The 18,475-nt window shown below is 44.6% G+C and carries 17 protein-coding genes and 1 tRNA gene; 7 read left to right on the forward strand and 11 right to left on the reverse strand.

Annotation, left to right across the window (positions count from 1 at the left end; all coding sequences use genetic code 11):
* Nucleotides 1-2 precede the first annotated feature (2 nt).
* The gene (locus tag Q8J82_RS00355) at nt 3-821 is read left to right on the forward strand and encodes a 1-acyl-sn-glycerol-3-phosphate acyltransferase (protein WP_304909099.1); all 819 of its coding nucleotides are present in this window, start codon (nt 3-5) and stop codon (nt 819-821) included.
* 18 nt (nt 822-839) lie between these two features.
* Here the strand turns inward: Q8J82_RS00355 and Q8J82_RS00360 are convergent, their stop codons facing one another.
* Both Q8J82_RS00360 and Q8J82_RS00365 read right to left on the reverse strand, forming a co-directional pair.
* Complete coding sequence (locus Q8J82_RS00360; RefSeq protein WP_304909100.1) at nt 840-1,691, reverse strand: symmetrical bis(5'-nucleosyl)-tetraphosphatase; 852 nt, start codon at nt 1,689-1,691, stop codon at nt 840-842.
* A gap of 100 nt (nt 1,692-1,791) precedes the next feature.
* Entirely contained in the window at nt 1,792-2,634 is an 843-nt protein-coding gene (locus Q8J82_RS00365) for a cytochrome c5 family protein (RefSeq protein ID WP_305327556.1), read from the reverse strand.
* A gap of 147 nt (nt 2,635-2,781) precedes the next feature.
* On the opposite strand from Q8J82_RS00365, the gene Q8J82_RS00370 reads away from it, so the two are divergent.
* The 6 genes from Q8J82_RS00370 to Q8J82_RS00395 all read left to right on the forward strand — a co-directional run bounded on the left by Q8J82_RS00370 (nt 2,782) and on the right by Q8J82_RS00395 (nt 8,098).
* Nucleotides 2,782-2,858: transfer RNA gene (locus Q8J82_RS00370), tRNA-Arg, on the forward strand.
* A 437-nt stretch (nt 2,859-3,295) separates the two neighbouring features.
* Nucleotides 3,296-3,688: a peptide-methionine (R)-S-oxide reductase MsrB gene (msrB, locus tag Q8J82_RS00375; RefSeq protein WP_304890347.1), complete on the forward strand. Its 393-nt coding sequence runs from the start codon at nt 3,296-3,298 to the stop codon at nt 3,686-3,688.
* Between the two features lie 217 nt (nt 3,689-3,905).
* Complete coding sequence (ovoA, locus tag Q8J82_RS00380) at nt 3,906-6,017, forward strand: 5-histidylcysteine sulfoxide synthase (RefSeq protein ID WP_305327557.1); 2,112 nt, start codon at nt 3,906-3,908, stop codon at nt 6,015-6,017.
* Entirely contained in the window at nt 6,014-7,183 is a 1,170-nt protein-coding gene (locus tag Q8J82_RS00385) for a MalY/PatB family protein (RefSeq protein WP_305327558.1), read from the forward strand. Before ovoA ends, Q8J82_RS00385 begins: the two co-directional genes overlap by 4 nt.
* A gap of 185 nt (nt 7,184-7,368) precedes the next feature.
* Nucleotides 7,369-7,641 (forward strand): HU family DNA-binding protein, encoded by a 273-nt coding sequence (locus tag Q8J82_RS00390; protein WP_304890344.1) that lies wholly within the window; start codon nt 7,369-7,371, stop codon nt 7,639-7,641.
* 94 nt (nt 7,642-7,735) lie between these two features.
* Complete coding sequence (locus Q8J82_RS00395; RefSeq protein ID WP_304909103.1) at nt 7,736-8,098, forward strand: DUF123 domain-containing protein; 363 nt, start codon at nt 7,736-7,738, stop codon at nt 8,096-8,098.
* Nucleotides 8,099-8,114: 16 nt separating this feature from the next.
* Here the strand turns inward: Q8J82_RS00395 and Q8J82_RS00400 are convergent, their stop codons facing one another.
* From Q8J82_RS00400 to Q8J82_RS00440, 9 genes are all read right to left on the reverse strand, one after another.
* Nucleotides 8,115-9,512: a sigma-54 dependent transcriptional regulator gene (locus Q8J82_RS00400; RefSeq protein WP_305326611.1), complete on the reverse strand. Its 1,398-nt coding sequence runs from the start codon at nt 9,510-9,512 to the stop codon at nt 8,115-8,117.
* Nucleotides 9,513-9,747: 235 nt separating this feature from the next.
* Entirely contained in the window at nt 9,748-12,273 is a 2,526-nt protein-coding gene (locus tag Q8J82_RS00405; RefSeq protein WP_304890342.1) for a TonB-dependent receptor, read from the reverse strand.
* Between the two features lie 429 nt (nt 12,274-12,702).
* Complete coding sequence (gene ccmI, locus Q8J82_RS00410; RefSeq protein WP_305327559.1) at nt 12,703-13,947, reverse strand: c-type cytochrome biogenesis protein CcmI; 1,245 nt, start codon at nt 13,945-13,947, stop codon at nt 12,703-12,705.
* Complete coding sequence (locus tag Q8J82_RS00415) at nt 13,947-14,402, reverse strand: cytochrome c-type biogenesis protein (RefSeq protein WP_304909007.1); 456 nt, start codon at nt 14,400-14,402, stop codon at nt 13,947-13,949. The genes ccmI and Q8J82_RS00415 overlap by 1 nt, the downstream gene beginning before the upstream one ends.
* A gap of 11 nt (nt 14,403-14,413) precedes the next feature.
* Entirely contained in the window at nt 14,414-14,950 is a 537-nt protein-coding gene (locus Q8J82_RS00420) for a DsbE family thiol:disulfide interchange protein (RefSeq protein ID WP_305326542.1), read from the reverse strand.
* The gene (locus Q8J82_RS00425) at nt 14,947-16,923 is read right to left on the reverse strand and encodes a heme lyase CcmF/NrfE family subunit (protein ID WP_305327560.1); all 1,977 of its coding nucleotides are present in this window, start codon (nt 16,921-16,923) and stop codon (nt 14,947-14,949) included. Before Q8J82_RS00425 ends, Q8J82_RS00420 begins: the two co-directional genes overlap by 4 nt.
* A 79-nt stretch (nt 16,924-17,002) precedes the next feature.
* Nucleotides 17,003-17,458: a cytochrome c maturation protein CcmE gene (ccmE, locus tag Q8J82_RS00430; RefSeq protein WP_304890348.1), complete on the reverse strand. Its 456-nt coding sequence runs from the start codon at nt 17,456-17,458 to the stop codon at nt 17,003-17,005.
* Between the two features lie 7 nt (nt 17,459-17,465).
* Nucleotides 17,466-17,630, reverse strand: coding sequence for a heme exporter protein CcmD (gene ccmD / locus Q8J82_RS00435; RefSeq protein WP_304890337.1), 165 nt, complete (start codon nt 17,628-17,630; stop codon nt 17,466-17,468).
* Entirely contained in the window at nt 17,630-18,385 is a 756-nt protein-coding gene (locus tag Q8J82_RS00440) for a heme ABC transporter permease (RefSeq protein ID WP_304890336.1), read from the reverse strand. The genes ccmD and Q8J82_RS00440 overlap by 1 nt, the downstream gene beginning before the upstream one ends.
* Between the last annotated feature and the right edge of the window lie 90 nt (nt 18,386-18,475).

Genomic DNA, 18,475 nt, shown 5'->3' on the forward strand with positions numbered 1-18,475 from the left:
AAATGAGGGGCATCGTATCGACCTATACTTTGCCACCACTGACCAATAGCAACATTACAACCAATCGAATCACGCGCTACTTTAGAATTAGCCGCATTTCTGCGCATACATTAGTTGGCGTGATGACGGTGAGTTTGGTCTTTCCATTAGCCAATAAATCTTTAAAGTTATGGCTAATTAAATGGTGGTGCAAAAGATTGCTTGCAGCATTTAACTTACGCGTTACCTCACATGGGCATATTCCAAGCCAAAACGGGGCCATGTCTAACTCTATGATTATTGCTAACCACATCTCATGGACCGATATTCATGCGCTAAACAGCATTGTGCCATTAAGGTTTATTGCAAAGTCAGAAATCAGTAGCTGGCCTGTTTTTGGCTACCTAGCCAGAAAGTCTAACGCGCTTTTTATAGATCGTGGTAAACGCCAGGACGCTGCCCGCATTATTGACATCACCTCCCGCAGCCTGATGCAAGGTGATAACTTATGCATATTTCCTGAAGGCACAACCACGGATGGCACAACAATGATGCCGTTTAAGAGCAGTATCGTTCAGGCCGCAATTCAGGCCAACGCGACCATTCACCCCGTTGCGATTCGATACCCTGGCCATAATGGCAGCGCCAATACTAGTATGGCCTATGCGGGAGAAACAACGATGAAAGAATCTATGCAACAAATATTATTGCAAAAAAACCCTGTCGTTGAACTCCATTTTTTAGCGCCAATTGATACTGCTGGTTTATCTGAAAACGCCAAAGACCGCCGTAAGCTCACCCTACAAATTGAACATTTGATTAAACAAAAACTAAGTTTTTAACTATGGGGCTTGTAACAACTAAGTCTTGCGCTTTATTTTGATGGGTTTATCCAGTGGGTGCGACTGCACTTGTATGATGTCTTTTGTCTCAAGATTTAATGCAGTCAGCTGGCCGCCCCACAGGCAGCCTGTATCAAGCGAGTAAACATTATTTCTGTGCTGTAGCCCCAATGCTGACCAATGACCAAAAACCACTTGCGTGTCTAGCGTTGCACGGTTTGGCACATCAAACCAAGGGATGAATCCTTCAGGAATGTCTGGCAACTCACCTTTAAAATCAAAATCCATGGCACCTTGCTCTGTGCATACTCTCAAACGGGTCATCGCATTGGTAATGACACGCAACCTTTCTATCCCCTTCAGCCTTTCGCTCCATGTATTAGGTAAATTCCCATACATATTAGCCAAAAAAAACAGGTAATTATCGCCCTGCAATGCTGCTTCAACCTCTGCGGCATAGCTTAAAACTTGTTCAGTAGTCCATTGCGGCAATAAACCTGCATGTACCATTAAATACTGTTCACCTGGGTATGGTTCATCTTGATACGCCAGAGGCTGGTGACGCAACCAATCAAGTAAGCCATGTCCATCATCTGCCGCCAGCAATGCATCCAGCGTATCGCCTTTGTGCGCTCTTACAAACCCGCCAGCAACCACTAATGCATGTAAATCATGATTCCCCAATACAACTTTCAAACTATCTTGATGTGCATAGCACCAACGCAATACCTCCAGTGAACCACTGCCGCGATTGATTAAATCGCCCACCAGCCAGAGTTGATCTAATTTTGGATTAAACTGAATGCGGGTTAGCAACGCTTGAAAAGCATGAAAGCAACCTTGAATGTCTCCAATTGCATATGTCGTCATAATTTAATCGCCGCAATAAAAAAGCCACTTAAAAAAAATCAAGTGGCTTTTTAATCATATCAATCTATCTATTAAAACTAGTGATATAGCTATATATTAATTAAAAACCTGCACCAGCCTCATTTGCCATATATTTCACGGCACCTGCAACTTCAGCGTCACTCAAAGCTGAGTTTCCACCTTTGGCCGGCATCATACGAATCCCTTTATTCGCATGATTCACCAAAGTATCATAACCTTGTGCAATACGCGGCTTCCAAGCATTTTCATCACCGAGCTTAGGCGCTTCCATTAATCCAGAGGTATGACACATTGCACAACCTGCCTTGTATACTTCTTCGCCGCTTTTACCAGTTGCCTGTGCTAAGCTAGCCTTTGCTTCCTCAGCAACAGCTACCGGAGCCGACGCAGCTGCACTTGGTTCGACAGGTTTAGCTTCCGGCGCTTTAGGTGCCGGCGCTGCAAACTTGGCACCAGAAGCATTCGCCATATCCACTACGGCACTAGCAACTTCTCCATCAGTAAGAGCTGGATTGCCTCCACGTGCAGGCATAGTGCGAATTCCGTTAATTGCATGACTTACCAAGGTGTCGTAACCTTGTGCAATACGTGGCGCCCATTGCGCATTATCTCCGATTTTTGGTGCATTCATCAAACCAGCAGAGTGGCACATACCACAGACGGCCGTCACGACTTCCGCACCGCTCTTATCCACATGCGGCCCAGCTTCTGCACTTGCAACCTGAACCTCAGCTACCGGCTTAATATTAGCTTCAACTTGAGCATCTACAGCTGAAGGCTTTGCAACTTCTGAGGTGCTTGTCACACCAGAAGTTTTAGCAATTAAAGCAATAAGTAAAGTGAAAGCCAAAATTGTTCCAGGTATTACAAGAATAAGCTGCCAAAAAGTGGAGCCTTTGTATGCATTATCTTTATTGCTCATAACAGTCAATTCCTAATGATAGATTATTGTTAGCATTATTATACATTCTCTTTAAGTTCAGGCAAAAAGACTTGCTCAACCAGGTAATTTTCTCACCTAGGTAAAATGCCATGATGCGCTATGGTTTGCTATAATGCGTGGCTGAATGCGCCCGTAGCTCAGCTGGATAGAGTGTCGGTTTCCGAAGCCGAAGGTCGTGGGTTCGACTCCCGCCGGGCGCACCAATCAATGAAAAGCCATATTCCATAAGGTTGGAAGCCTTTTTACTTCCCTTGTGCTTTCAGGCATCGGTTATAGACAACCGAAAGAAAAGTATATTATTACGGGAAACTAGGCAGTACGCTCCCAAATAAAATCGACGAGTCAAACCCGATAAATAGCTCACAAACAACCTATTGATATGATAGTAGACGTAACTATTGTCAAGAATGCTATACACAAAACAACTTTCGGTGATTAATGCCCTAATGTTAAGATTAAGGTTGGCTTCATCATTGGTTAATGATTTCTGGATTTTGGGTAGCCTTCTTCGCAAGTATATTCACGCGATACTGAACTTCTTAATCAAGCGCCCAAACGCCGGCTACAACCTAACTTGGCAATCAATATGTCTACGGCACATACGTGGAATCTAACAACGCTAAAATTTGACTGGCTTTAAATGAAAAAAATCATCAAAACTGAATCCGAGTGGCAGAATCAGCTTACGCCAATTCAATATGAAGTAACACGTCACGCTGCAACCGAGCGGCCAGGGACTGGAAAATACGTCAATCATCACGAAGCAGGAATCTATACTTGTGTTTGTTGCAACACACCTCTTTTTGAATCAGACACTAAATTTGATGCAGGATGCGGTTGGCCGAGTTACTTCAAGGCGCTTAACCCAGCTCTTGTGCGCGAGCTAATCGATACATCTCACGGAATGACGCGCACAGAAGTCATCTGCAACGTATGCGATGCACATCTCGGTCATGTATTTAATGATGGCCCGCCACCCACTGGCCTACGCTATTGCATTAACTCCGCATCCTTGAGTTTCGAAGCTAAATAAGCATGCTTGCTACAAGCAACCCTTAATGAAATGAGTTACGACGATTTATTAATTTGGCTCCTTTAATGCGATTTGGTGAATAGGCTGCGTAATGACTTGAACTTTTGTAATCGAGATTGTCCTAAACTCTGTATAAAAATTGTAGTTAATGACTGCTGAAACATCCTTTCCTCAAAGTGCGCTAAACTTCTTAACAACCTAAAACTGCATAATAAAAATGACCCGCACCCTATTCCCAAGAACACCAATTCTGAATGGAAACAATGTCGCCGCCACACGCAAAGATATCCGAGCATATTTTCTTTCTACGTTCAATCGCTATGAGCAGTTGTTCGAAACTCTGGTCAATGAAAAATCCTACCAGTTAAAGCCAATCGCATTGCGTCATCCATTGATTTTTTACTTTGGCCATACCGCCACTTTTTTCATCAATAAATTGCTATTGGCTGGACTATTGAATGAACGCATCAATCCAAAATTTGAGGCAATGTTCGCGGTAGGTGTGGATGAGATGAGTTGGGATGATTTGAACGATGCCCATTATGATTGGCCAAGCTCTACAGAGGTTAAGCACTATCGCTACCAAGTACGTGAGGTGATAGATGCGCTTATACAAACCGCACCGTTAACTTTGCCGATCGACTGGAGCCATCCGTGGTGGGCTATTATCATGTGCATTGAGCATGAGCGCATCCATCTGGAAACATCTTCTGTGTTGATACGCCAACAAGCACTTGAGTTAGTGCAGCCGCATGCTGTCTGGAAAGCTTGTGCTCACTCAGGCGACGCCCCGCAGAACGAGTTAGTTAAAATTCCTGAGGGTAAGGTGTATTTAGACAAGAAAGAAAATGCTGCGGAATATGGCTGGGATAACGAATACGGTTTGCATGAGGCGCACATTGCCGAATTTCAAGCCAGTCGTTATTTAGTAAGTAATAGCGAGTTCTTAGATTTTGTAGAAGATGGCGGCTATGCACAAGATACGCTGTGGGGTGATGAGGGCTTGCAGTGGAAAAACTACGCCGAGGCCACACATCCAACTTTCTGGGTTCGCAAAGGCGATGCATGGTGGTTGCGTCTTATGACCGAAGAAATTACGATGCCATGGGACTGGCCTACTGAGGTGAATTATCACGAAGCCAAGGCATTCTGTCGCTGGAAGGCACAGCGTACGGGCCTAGCGGTACGCTTGCCCAGCGAAGATGAATGGTATCGGCTGTATGACTTTTCCGGAGTTGCTGATGTAGCTAATGGCAAAATTGCCGCGTCCAATATCCATCTCGACCATGCCGCATCGCCCTGTCCCGTCACCAACTTCCGACACGGCGAACTTTATGATGTTACCGGCAATGTCTGGCAATGGACGGAAACACCAATCTATCCGTTCAGTGGCTTTGCTGTGCATCCATGGTACGACGATTTCACTACCCCGACCTTTGATGGCAGACACAATCTTATCAAAGGTGGATCCTGGATTTCCTCTGGCAATGAGACATTGCATAGCGCGCGCTACGCGTTTCGCCGCCATTTCTTTCAGCATGCTGGATTCCGCTATGTGGTCGCCGATAATCTAGCCAGCGTGCCAGCATCACATTACGAAACGGACAAACTTATCTCTGAATATGCTGAGTTCCACTATGGAGATAGCTATTTCGGTGTGGCAAACTTTCCGAAAACCCTCGCTGATATCGCCATCACTGCCATAAAGGGTAAACCGGCGCGCAAAGCACTTGATCTCGGCTGCGCATCAGGGCGAGCGACTTTTGAATTGGCAAGACATTTCGACCATGTCACTGGTATCGATTTTTCAGTACGTCTGATTGATTCCGGCATACAAATGGCTGACAAAGGTGAGTTGCTCTACACATTAATCGACGAAGGTCAGTTGCTCAGTTACAAGGCTCGCACGCTGGCTAATATGGGGCTGGATAAAGTGAGGGAGAAAGTAGAGTTTTTGCAAGGCGATGCCTGCAATCTAAAACCCATATTAACCAACTATGACTTGATACTTGCTGCTAACTTGATTGATCGGTTGTACAGCCCCAAAAAATTCCTTTCTAGCGTGCATGAACGACTCAATATTGGGGGCATCTTGCTCATCGCTTCACCCTATACTTGGCTGGAAGAGCATACCAGGCGCGAAGAGTGGATCGGTGGATTCAAGCAGAGCGCCGAGAACTTCACCACGCTCGATGGGTTAAAAGAACAACTCGGTCAGCACTTTCGCTTAATTGCAGCGCCTGTGGATGTGCCTTTTGTAATTCGTGAGACCAGACGAAAATTCCAGCATTCGCTATCGGAAGTAACGCTTTGGGAGCGAATCAGTTGAGTTTCGACTTCGACCAAGTTATTGCACGCAGCGGCACGGCCTCAGTGAAGCATGACGGACGTACAGAATACTTTGGTACGTCAGATGTCTTGCCACTATGGGTAGCTGATATGGATTTTGCAGCACCTGAAGCGGTGACGAAAGCTCTTATACAGCGTGCCGAGCATCCGGTTTATGGCTACTCTTTTTATCCAGAAAGCCTATATGACTCACTCATTGCCTGGATGAAAAAACGTCATGATTGGACAGTGCAGCAAGACTGGATTGTGATGGCGCCTGGTGTCGTAACTTCATTATTTGCTACCGTGATGGCATTCACGGAACAAGGCGATGGCGTCATCGTTCAGCCGCCAGTTTATTCTCCATTCTTTTCGGCGGTCACTACCAACCAGCGTCGCTTGATTGAAAATCCACTATTATTGGAAGATGGCGTTTACCGCATCGACTACGAACACCTAGAACATTGCGCTGCTGAGGGTGCGAAACTGCTGCTGTTATGCTCACCACACAACCCAGTGGGGCGCGCGTGGAATAAAATCGAGTTGGAGCAGCTTTTAGATATCTCCCGCCGTTACGATTTAACCATTTTATCTGATGAAATTCACGCAGATCTGGTTTATCCGGGAGAACAGCACACTACCTTGGCAATGCTGGCCAACAATAACGATAAAATCATCACTGCCTTAGCGCCGAGCAAGACTTTCAATATCCCCGGACTCGGCTTGTCCGCATTGATCGCTTCAAATCCCGTACAGAGAGTTGCATTAAAACAAGTATTTAATACTCTGCACTTAAGCAATACCAATCCATTCAGCATTGCTGCGTTTGAAGCTGCTTATCGCGGCGGAGAGGCATGGTTGGACGAACTGCTGATCTATCTGCGTAATAATCGCGACTTTGTTAGCGACTATCTAATAAAATACCTACCCACCATTCGCCTTATCCAACCACAGGGCACGTATCTGCTGTGGTTAGATTGCAGAAGCTTAAGAATGAGTGATTTGCAACTTTGCCAGTTTTTTGTGCAGCAAGCCAAAGTCGGAATGAATCCCGGCAACTCTTTCGGCACAGGCGGTAGCGGCTTCATGCGGCTCAACATTGCATCGCCACGCCATGTTATTGCAGAGGCATTAACTCGGATTGCAAACCTGCCTAAGACTTACTGAATCGGTCACACAACCCTCCAGTATGTTAAAGATTCTGCGCTAAATTAAGTGAACTTTAATCTACAGCAAAGTAATCTTAGTTTTTTGGCACTAAATTGTGTAAAGAGTGGTGTTTCACCAGCAAAGTAATTGACAGTTGAAGAAAATGCCCGCAAAGTAATGGGGCTTTTACAAAGGAATTTTGAATGAATAAATCTGAATTGATTGACGCTATTGCAGCAAGTGCTGGGCTTACAAAAGCTGATGCTGGCCGCGCTATTGATGCTACTACTGCTGCAATTACTGCTGCACTAAAAAATGGTGATGCAGTGACCCTTGTTGGCTTTGGTACATTTAAAGTAACAGAACGCGCTGCGCGTACAGGTCGCAACCCACGTACAGGTGCTGAGCTTAAAATCGCTGCACGTAAAGCGCCTGGCTTTACAGCTGGTAAAACATTGAAAGATTCAGTTAATTAATTTCTGCGATTGACTCAATGACAAAGGGAGCTATGTGCTCCCTTTTGTTTATCAAGCAACAATTAAGATTCACAACCACTCCAAGACCTATTCCTTGACCAAAGCTGCTTTTCAATTGATTACTTATCAACTTGATATTTTGTTAGCTGAGCCTGCAAGGCTATCTATTGGCAAATTAGGTGTGTTTGACTTCCCAGCAGGCAGGTATGTTTACACTGGCAGCGCACGATGCAACATAGAAGCACGTATTGCTCGCCATTTACGCCATGAGAAAAAATTGAAATGGCATATTGATTACTTGCTTGCGTCGCCGCAAGTGTCAATAATCAAGGTGATGCAATATGCGATACCAGAATGTGAAATGAATCAGCGCACTGCAGGCAGAATATTGATTCCAGGTTTTGGTTCTAGTGATTGTCATGCAGGCTGTGGTAGCCATTTGAAGTACTTAACTTGAAGTATTTTGCCTATAGTTAGGGGCGCATCACAATCTGATGCTTTTCCATACGGTAGCGCATGGTCATACGTGTGATGCCGAGTATACGCGCGGCTTCTGATACATTGTTATTAGCTTCGGCTAAGGCTTGTAATAAAATAGTTCTCTCAGCGACATCCAGTGGTGTCAGGTCGTCTATATTCACACTTTTACCTGTCATGGGCAAGGCTAAATCAGTTTCTGTAATTTGGCTTTCATGGCAAAGCAGCATGGCCCGACTTACTTGATGGCGCAACTCTCGCACATTTCCAGGCCAGCTGTAGCTATTAATCATTCTGACAGCTTCTTGTGAAAATGTTGGGTTAGCAACTAGTCCATAACGTCTGGAAGTCTGCAGAGCAAAATGTTGTGCGAGTAGCATTGCATCGCCAGCTCTTTCGCGTAGCGGGGGTAAAGTAATGCTCATGACATTTAATCGGTAATACAAGTCTTGCCTAAAACGGCCAACAAGCGTCATTTCATGCAAATCACGATTGGTGGCAGCAATAAATCGGGCTGGCACTGCACGCTCTTTAGTTGAGCCGATGCGGCGTACAACTCTACGTTCAAGCACATTAAGCAACTTGGCCTGCAGGGCCAAAGGCAGTTCGCCAATCTCGTCTAAAAATAAAGTGCCGTCTTCCGCGGCCTCAATCAAACCTGGACGTGTATTTAAAGCGCCTGTATAAGCACCCTTCTCGTGACCAAACAATTCACTTTCAATCAAATCATCGGGTAATGATGCACAGTCAATATGTACAAATGGTTTGTCACTATTAGCGCACGACAAATGTAACAAGCGGGCTGCTACATCTTTCCCTGTTCCCGTTTCACCACTAATCAGCACAGTGGGCGGCACGGTATCGCTTGCCACTAATTGTGCAATACGCTTAATTTGCGCCTTAACACTTTGCATCGCACCGCTATCACCTAACAATTCCACGCCTTCTGTGGCATGCGCATTGCGCTGACGAGAATAATCTAAACTATTACTTTGAATAACCGTTGTTTCAGCTTTTTGAACTGATAACAACAACTCTTCAAGATCAATCGGTTTTTTAAGGTAATCTACTGCGCCTTGTTTTATGGCGTTCACAGTATCGCTAATTTCGCCATGCGCAGTCATCACAATCACTGCAATACTTTTAGCCACAAACTCAAGCAACAAATCCATGCCGTTGCCATCAGGCAAACGCATATCTAGCAACACTATATCAGGTGTAAATTGCTTAATAATTGAGCGGGCATCTTTCAGGTTTTCAACATGCTCACATTCATATCCAGCCTTCTGTAACTGGCGCATCACAGCCCGGGCAAACAACACTTCATCTTCAACAATCAATAGTTTTGATTGTTGATTGATGTTGCTGGAAGCGTTATTCTGGGTGTTATCCATTGTGTTATTCTGGGTGGTTTGCGCTAATGGCAAAGTACGTTCCTATTTATGAAAATAATCTTAAATATATGGTAAGAGCGAATTTATTAGCGATACTTGCCAATTTATTGGCTTAAGTAGTTGCTTATCAGTTTATTCTGATTCGCGATTAATGAAGCATGCTTCGAAGCCTTCGCGAATAAATTCGCCCCTACCATAAAACAAATGCCGATTATTTCGGCATTTATTTTATTGCTTAATCTACATCTACTGATGCTGCGGAAACTTTAGGCTTATTAAAGTCATAACGCACACCAATCCAACCTGCACGCGGTGCGCCTGGGGCTAAGAACAGCTCTTTTTGTGACTCCGCATCGGTTGCAAACGTGCCACCAGCACCAACAAACGCATTCTCACCTAGCAAACCACTACTGTAATACTTGTGGTCAAATACGTTGTTTAGCTTGCCGAATAACTGCCAGCCTGTGTTGCCAAATTTATAGCGTGTATCTAAGTTAAACACTGCATAACCTGCCACTTTACCTGAGCCGGCATAGTCATTACCATCAAAGCTATTTGCCGCATCAACTGCTTTGTGTTTGTTATTCTCATTACCACGTGCATATTGGTCTGAGAACGCTACCATCGATGCGCCAATCGCCCAGTTAGGCAGCGCTTGCCACTCGCCACGTAATTTGAGCTGATGCTCTGGAATACCAGTGAGTTTGTCACCTTTAGAAACACTAATCACTTTATTACCATTAGCATCAACAAACCTTGATGAGTTCGCCTCTGAAGCAATATCAAAGCCAGTTTCGTAAGTGGCATTCACATAGCTATAACCAGCTGACCATTTAAAATCACCAGTTATACCATTTACGCCAAAATCTAAACCTTGACGACGTGTTTTGCCTACATTATTAAAGTAGCCAGCACCTGTGGAGCTAGATGCAATAAATTGCAAGTCGTCGTAATTGGTCGCACGGTAAGCACCCATAGACCAACCAATATCTTTACCTAACTTGCCACGGAAGCCGCCTTCAAAAGTTTTAGCCACTACTTGTTTGAGTGGTGGGTCACCCGCCATGGCATTAGGTAGTAAGCATGGAAATAATGGGTCAGCACAAGCAGTTTCTATCGGTGACGGTGCGCGGTTGCCTTCGTTATAACCTAGATAAGTGTTTAACTCTGGTGTAAAGCTATAAGTCAAACCTACCGCAGGGTTGAAGCGCTTGAAGGTATGTTTACCGCCTGCGTCACCGCCAGCCAAAGCGGTGACTATCTCACCACCACCGCCAACCAATGGATCACCAACCACATCTACACCCGCTGCGGTGGCACAATCTGTGGTACTACCATCGGACAACATACATGTACCTGTTTTAGTGCCTAATAAATTATCAGTAGCATTGATGCGCGTATAGTTGTAGCGACCAGATGCAGTTAATGCAAGTTTGGGCGTCACACTAAACGTATCGGTGGCAAACAAGCTCCAAGTTTTGCTGCGACCGTTGATGTCATTTGCGGTTTCAATGTCGTTGTCCAAATCGATAAGCCCGCGCTGGCTGTCAAACAATTCAGCTTCTTGCTCAGTTTGCTTAAATTTAGTACGGGCTATATCTACACTCGCCCCCCCAGTTAATTGATGGCGCTCTGTTGCCCAAGTTAATTGCAAGGTACCACCATAGCCTTTGTTAGTCGTTTCACTACGGTTGACGACACCTTGATCGTAGAGGTTATCGCAACCAGATACACCACCAAAACCATTGTCATCACAGATCTCAAATAGTGTTTCGTACTCATCATTCCCATCGCCATTCAAAGTTTTTGTTTTATTGCTACGGTAATAGGCGTTAGTAGCCACCAAAAGTTCATCAGACAACCAGTGACTGACTTTACCGTTAATGAAGCCCAGTTTATTTTGCGTGTTATCTGGCTTGGTGTATATAGAGTTATAGCCGAAAGTTTTCAACATACTTTGCGCTTGAAAACCATTGCCTGTTAAATCTGTATCCGCGCCTGAAAAACTGACGTCCACATCGGTTTTATCATCACTCCAACCTAACTTACCAAAGCCTTGCAGCACTTTAGATGGCGAAGCATCACGCCAGCCGTTTTCTTCAAACCTGTTACCCGCAAAAAAGTAGCTAAAGCCATTATCCAATTTTCCACCGTATTCACCCTCAACCGCCCAACGGCCAAATGAACCGCCATATACTTGAACACCTCCTCCAGGATAGTGCTCGCCGCTCTTAGTTTGCACGGAAAGCGCGCCGCCCAAAGTATTTAAACCAAATAAAGGATTTGAACCCGGCATGAGGGTGATGCTGGAAATTGCATTTTGTGGAATTAAATCCCAATTGACCGTATCGCCAAATGGCTCGTTAATACGAACACCATCTTGATATACTGAAAGACCTTGTGGCGTCCCTAGCAAAGGTGAAGCAGTAAAGCCACGAAAATTCACGTCTGGCTGATAAGGATTATTTTGCGCTTCATTGATGTTCACGCCTGACATATTTTGATTCATAAAATCTGCAAGACCTAAACTTTGCTGATTTTGAATATCTTTGCCTTTAACGACCTGCACATTTGAAGGCACTTGGTTAATTGGCACGCCAAGGCTAGAAAGCGGCGTTGTACCGACCACCTCAATTTTTCCAAGCTCAATGGCTTCAGCTCTGTTTTCTGCCATAGCCATTTGTGGCATAGCATAAGCCGCTAATATTGCAGCTACAATTATTTTTGGTTTTATGTTGTTTGGTTGTAAGGTCTTTTGCATACGTTTTCCCTAGGATAGATTGAGCATTACATTTAATTGGTTACAATTATTTCCGCCTTACAATTTGCAAAAAACGTACCAATTTTATAGAAAAAATAAATATGCAATAAAATCAATAACTAAAAATTATTTATACAATTAACCTAAAATTCTACAGGATATAATTGGTTGTATACAACCACCACTGGCTGTATACAACCACCACCTTTATAAAGTTCGCTCAATATGTCTGCGATTTCCTTTCAGCAATGATAAAAATAGGCTGGGAATATTAATGGGGCTAGGAATCCGTAGTAGTGAGATTTAACATAAATGCTAATAATAAGAAGATGTTACTAGCATTTATATTTATGGCGGATTCATTGAGTCAGCCTGCCTGACTTAATGCAGAGTAGGCGAGAGCCCTGAGAAATGGCTTAAACCTGAAATCTATTGTACAACTTCATTAATTTCAATATCGACTTTATCACCAGGTTTAACAGTGGCAGACTTGCCCTGCAAGTCTCCGGCCTGCAACTTTGCATCTCCACTTTTTGAGATGCGAGCCACTAATACGACCTCGCTTGCTTGTGAAAGCTTATTGCCAGGCATCAGTGCGGTACTGTCATCCAACTGGTATGAATAAGGTAAATCTTTTGCAGTAGTTTTGATTATGGCTATTGGCATTGGTGAGCCTTGTGCGGCACGTGCAAACACAAATACGGTGGCTGCAGGATCAAGCTTGCTGAACAATGCCGGTGCAATGGTCACGGTGCCGCTGATTCCAGTCGCTGGAGCTTCTTTTTGCGCTGAAGGAACTGGGTTGGCAGATGGTAAGGGTGGTTTGATACCAGGTAATGCATAAGCTTCACTTAGTGAGGCCTTCACAACAGGCAGAATATCTGAATCTGCAGGCAAGTCTTGCTGTAGGCGCTCCCATAAAACAATAGCTCCTTTGTAATCCTTACGATTGAATGCTGCGGATGCTGCCAGCAATAGTGCTTTAGTGTGATGCGGATCCAGTTTAAGGGCCTGGTTTGCAAGCTCTTCAGGTTTACCCGCAAGGTTATAGCCATTCACAACGGCTAATGCATCAGCATAATCAGCTAATAATTGAGGGTCATTAGGAATGGCCTTAACTGCCTTTTCATAAAACGGAACCGCATCGGCATGTCGCTTAAGCTCAACGTATGTCCTTGCTAACAATGCCCAGCCAGTACCATCTCCCGGATCTTTTTCTAATTTGCTCTTCAACGTTTCTAGTAACGGCTCTACATCACCTGCCATTGCATTACGTTCTAGCGCCAACTGATTTGGAGTAGGACCTACTATAGAAGCAGGGCTGCCTATTTTAAAATAGATAAATACCGCCAAAACAGGCAATAAAACCAATAAGATTAAAGCCAGCCTGGGATCTGGTAAGTTTTTAGTAACAGTAGCCTGCTCAACTTCTGCCAGACCAACTTCATCAAGCATACGACGCTTAAGTTCGCTTTTAGCGATATCGTACTGGGTTGCATCAAGCACTCCGTTAATTTTGTCTTGCTCAATTTCATCAAATTGTTGACGAAAAATCGCACGCTTTTCGGCATTAGCATTAGACTTCACAAACGCGTTAGGCCGGGTTAAAGCCGGCAAAATTTGAGCTAGCACAGCACCAGTTAATACAATTACAACAGCCCAAAATTCCAACATTATGATTCCTTATCCAGTAATTCGTCGACTTTGCGCGCTTCCTCTGCACTTAGTGGTTCATCAGTAGTCATTGCCTGGCGTCTACGCAACTGAATAAACAAGCCAATACCACCTGCGAGCAACAGAGCAAATGGCCCAAACCATAGTAAAACAGTAGATGACTTTAGCGCTGGTCGATAACGAACAAAATCTCCGTAACGGGCAACCAGATAATCAACAATAGCTTCATCAGTCATCCCTTTGGTGGCCATTTCACGAACTTCACGCTTCAAATCAAGTGCAAGGTCTGAGTGCGAATCAGCCAGGGTTTGATTTTGGCAAACCAGACACCTTAACTCTTCAGAAAGCCGTTGCACCTGCATTTCAACAGCCAGATCAGCCTGCAAAGGTTGCGCTTCTTCAGCCCACACGCAAGTAACCTGCATCATGAAACAAGCAACAATTAAACGAAACATTGAATTGACCTTCATTGTGATTGCAATTTTTTAACTAGAGGAATAATAGTATCTCGTAACGCCTCGACGGTGACTGGTCCAATTTGCTTGTAAACAATCACACCTGCTTTATCTATGACGTAAGTCTCTGGCACACCATACACACCATAGTCAATGCCCACGCGTCCGTCCGCATCCATCACCGTAACTGCATATGGGTTGCCGCCTTTTTCTAACCATTGTTGCGCTTCTAACTGAGTATCTTTGTAATCCAAGCCAATCAAAGGTACAAGTCCTGTTTTAGCTAATGAGACTAAAATCGGATGCTCCTCAACGCAAGAAGGACACCATGAGGCCCACGCGTTCAACATCCACACTTGACCCAGCATTTCTTTAGGGGAAAACACTGTTTCAGGATTATCTAATCGTGGCAGACTAAACTGAGGCGCTGGTTTACCCACCAATGGTGAAGGTACTTCTTTTGGATTGAGAAATAATCCTTTGAAAAGAAAGCCTACTACCACCAAAAAAACTGCTAGTGGAATTAGAGCCCGCATTCCCCGGTTCATGACTCCACCTTGCTTAAGTTAATTTCAGCTAAATTTTTAGCCCTCTTTTTTATGCGGTAACGCTTATCTGATAACGCCAGCAAACCACCGAAGCCCATCATTATGCAACCGAACCATATCCATTCCACCATGGGTTTGTGATAGATACGTACACTCCAGGCACCATCGGATAATGGCTCGCCCAATGAAGCATATAAATCATGGATAAAAGCTGGGCTGATGCCTGCTTCGGTCATTGGCATATTTGTGACAGTGTAGAGCCTTTTTTCAGACGAAAGCACTGTTCTCTCAACGCCATTTTTGGTCACACGCAGTTGGCCTTTACTTGCTGAGTAGTTAGGCCCTGTAATTTCCTTCACCCCTTCAAAAGTAAAGTCAAAGCCTGCTAAATGAGCAACATCGCCAGGTACCATTCGCACGGCAATTTCAGATTCAAATCCTTTTACAATTGTGACCCCAATGGTAAACACAGCAATACCAAGATGCGCAATCACCATACCCCACCAAGAACGCGGAACAGCTTTGATGCGAGTCAATAATGCTTGGTCAGAGTCACGCAGGCGCTGAGAAACCATATATACGGTGGTTACGATAATCCAGAAAGCTAAAAACAACCCTAAACCTATCATGGGCGTTAAATTACCTAGTATCAAAGGTAAAATAATTGCAGTAGCAATACTAATGCCGAAAGCCCAACGCAAACGTTTAGCCAATTCGGGTAATGAAGCGTTTTTCCATCGCGCTATTGGTCCTATGCCCATAAGAAACAAGGCGGGCGCCATCAACGGGGCGAATACCGCATCAAAATATGGGGGGCCTACTGATATTTTTCCAAAACCTAATGCATCCAAGAATAGCGGGTATAGCGTCCCTATCAAAACAGACAGCGCTGCAACGGCTAACAACACATTATTAGCTAATAGAAAACTCTCTCTGGAGACTACGTTAAATTTTCCGCCACGCCCTATTGCGGGAGCACGCCAAGCGAATAACGCCAGCGAACCGCCAATGACTATCACTAAAAATGCCAAAATAAACACACCGCGCCTAGGGTCGGTTGCAAAAGCATGCACAGAAGTGATGATACCTGAACGCACCAAGAATGTACCTAGCAAACTTAAAGAAAACGCGCAAATAGCAAGTAATACCGTCCATGCTTTAAAACTTCCTCGCTTTTCTGTAACAGCCAATGAGTGAATAAGTGCAGTGCCAACCAGCCAAGGCATAAATGAAGCGTTTTCCACCGCGTCCCAAAACCACCAGCCACCCCAGCCAAGCTCGTAGTAGGCCCAGTTACTACCTAACATAATACCAAGGGTAAGAAACACCCAAGCCAAAGTTGTCCAAGGGCGCGACCAACGCGCCCAAGCCGCGTCTAACTGACCGCCGAGTAGGGCAGCAATAGCAAAAGCAAAAGCGACAGAAAATCCCACATACCCCATATAAAGCATAGGTGGATGAAATATCATGCCAGGATCCTGCAGCAGCGGGTTAAGATCACGCCCATCCAAAACAGCAGGTATTAAGCGTTCGAAGGGATTGGAGGCCATTAGCATGAACAGTAAAAACCCCACGCTGACCAAGCCCATTACGCCTAATATACGTGCCCGCATATCGTCTGGAATATGTTTGGAAAATAGACTGACAGCTACCGTCCAAATACTTAATATCAACGCCCATAACAACAGTGAACCTTCATGCCCGCCCCATACCGCCGCTATACGGAATTGCAACGGTAATTGAGAGTTTGAATTATTGGCTACGTATGCCACAGAGTAATCCATCGCAGCAAAAGCATAAGCCAGGCAAATAAATGAAAAGGCGATTAGATAAAAATGCACGTGTGCTAGCGGCCTTGCAAAGCCCATCCATACGGCATTGCCTCGGGCTGCGCCTATAATCGGGAAGCTACCCAGCATTATTGCCACTAACAAAGCCAGAATCAGGGCAAAATGACCAATCTCAGGAATCACGTTTATATCCTTTTAATATTTTATTCGGTGTTGTGTTTTTAAAGCGTTTAAATCAGCTGAATCTAATGCAGCTGACCTATTATTTAGGCATCACTAAACTTGTCGAACCCTGCTCTTGAGCTCTCTTTAACGCTTCAGCAGCTTCTGGTGGCATGTAGTTTTCATCATGCTTAGCGAGCACTTCACTGGCCATAAAAATGCCATCAGGTCCCACTTTACCTTGTGCTACTACGCCTTTTCCCTCTTTAAACAAATCGGGTAAAACGCCTTTGTATACGACAGGCACAGTTTTAGCAGTGTCCGTAATGGAAAAATGTACCGTCAGGCCATCGTCTTGTCGCTTAAGGCTGTTTTCCAGCACCATGCCTCCAATACGGAAACCCGTGTTATGCGGCACCTCACCCTTATCTACCTGTGTAGGCGTGTAGAAGAACACCATATTACTTTGAAACGCATTCAAAATAAGCATGGCGGCCAAGCCAACTAAAGCTAGACCGATGCCAATTAATATAAAACGTTTATGACGTGCTTTAATTACCATACTAATCCTGTGCCAATAATTGAGTTAAACGCAATGCTTCTGCCCTACGCTTTCGTAACGCTATGACTTCCCAAACCATACAAAGTGCCGTGAGTCCGAAAGAAAACCACACATAAAATGCATAGCCGCCCATATTAAAAAACGCTGACCAACTTTCCCACTGCATTATGATTTCACTCCTGCGATACCTTGTACTGATAGCTCTTTTACCCAATCTGATGTGCGCTCACGCTCCAACATAATGCAACGCACACGCATCAATGCGACTGCTACCGTGTACATCCAAAAGGCTAACGCCATTATCAGCATGCCTAGCAGCATTGTTGCAGCCATTTTTGGGGCAGCACCCATATTGATGCTAGACCCTTGATGCAAGGTGTTCCACCATTTAACTGAGAAGTAAATTATAGGCACATTCACGACACCCACTAAAGCCAGCAAAGCTCCTGCACGGTCGGCGCGGCGCGGGTCATCTATGGACGACTGCAAAGCTATAAAACCTAAATATAGAAACAATAAAATCAGCTCAGAGGTCAAACGGGCGTCCCATACCCACCAAGTACCCCACATCGGCTTGCCCCACAGTGAGCCAGTAACAAGCGCAATCAATGTGAATATTGCGCCTGTGGGTGCTAATGCCTGTGCCATCATTGCGGACAAGCGCGCATTGAGCGCAAGACCAATCGCCGCCCAGCCTGCCATGACGATATATATCACCATGGACATCCACGCGGCAGGCACATGGACAAAGATAATCCGATAGGCTTCACCTTGTTGAAAATCAGTTGGTGCAATTGCGAAGCCAATATAAAGCCCCGCTACAGCTAAAATAGCTGCCAACCATGCAAACCAAGGGATCATTTTTCCCGCTAAAGGGTAAAAGGTTTGTGGTGATGAATATTTAAACCAATTAATGTTCATATAATTTTGCTCAACTTGTTTTTTTAACTAGTTTTTACAACTAGTCACTTGTTCAACCAGTGAATTATTCGACGTGAATATTTCCTAATA

The sequence above is a fragment of the Methylotenera sp. genome (assembly GCF_030684185.1).
Taxonomy (GTDB): Bacteria; Pseudomonadota; Gammaproteobacteria; order Burkholderiales; family Methylophilaceae; genus Methylotenera.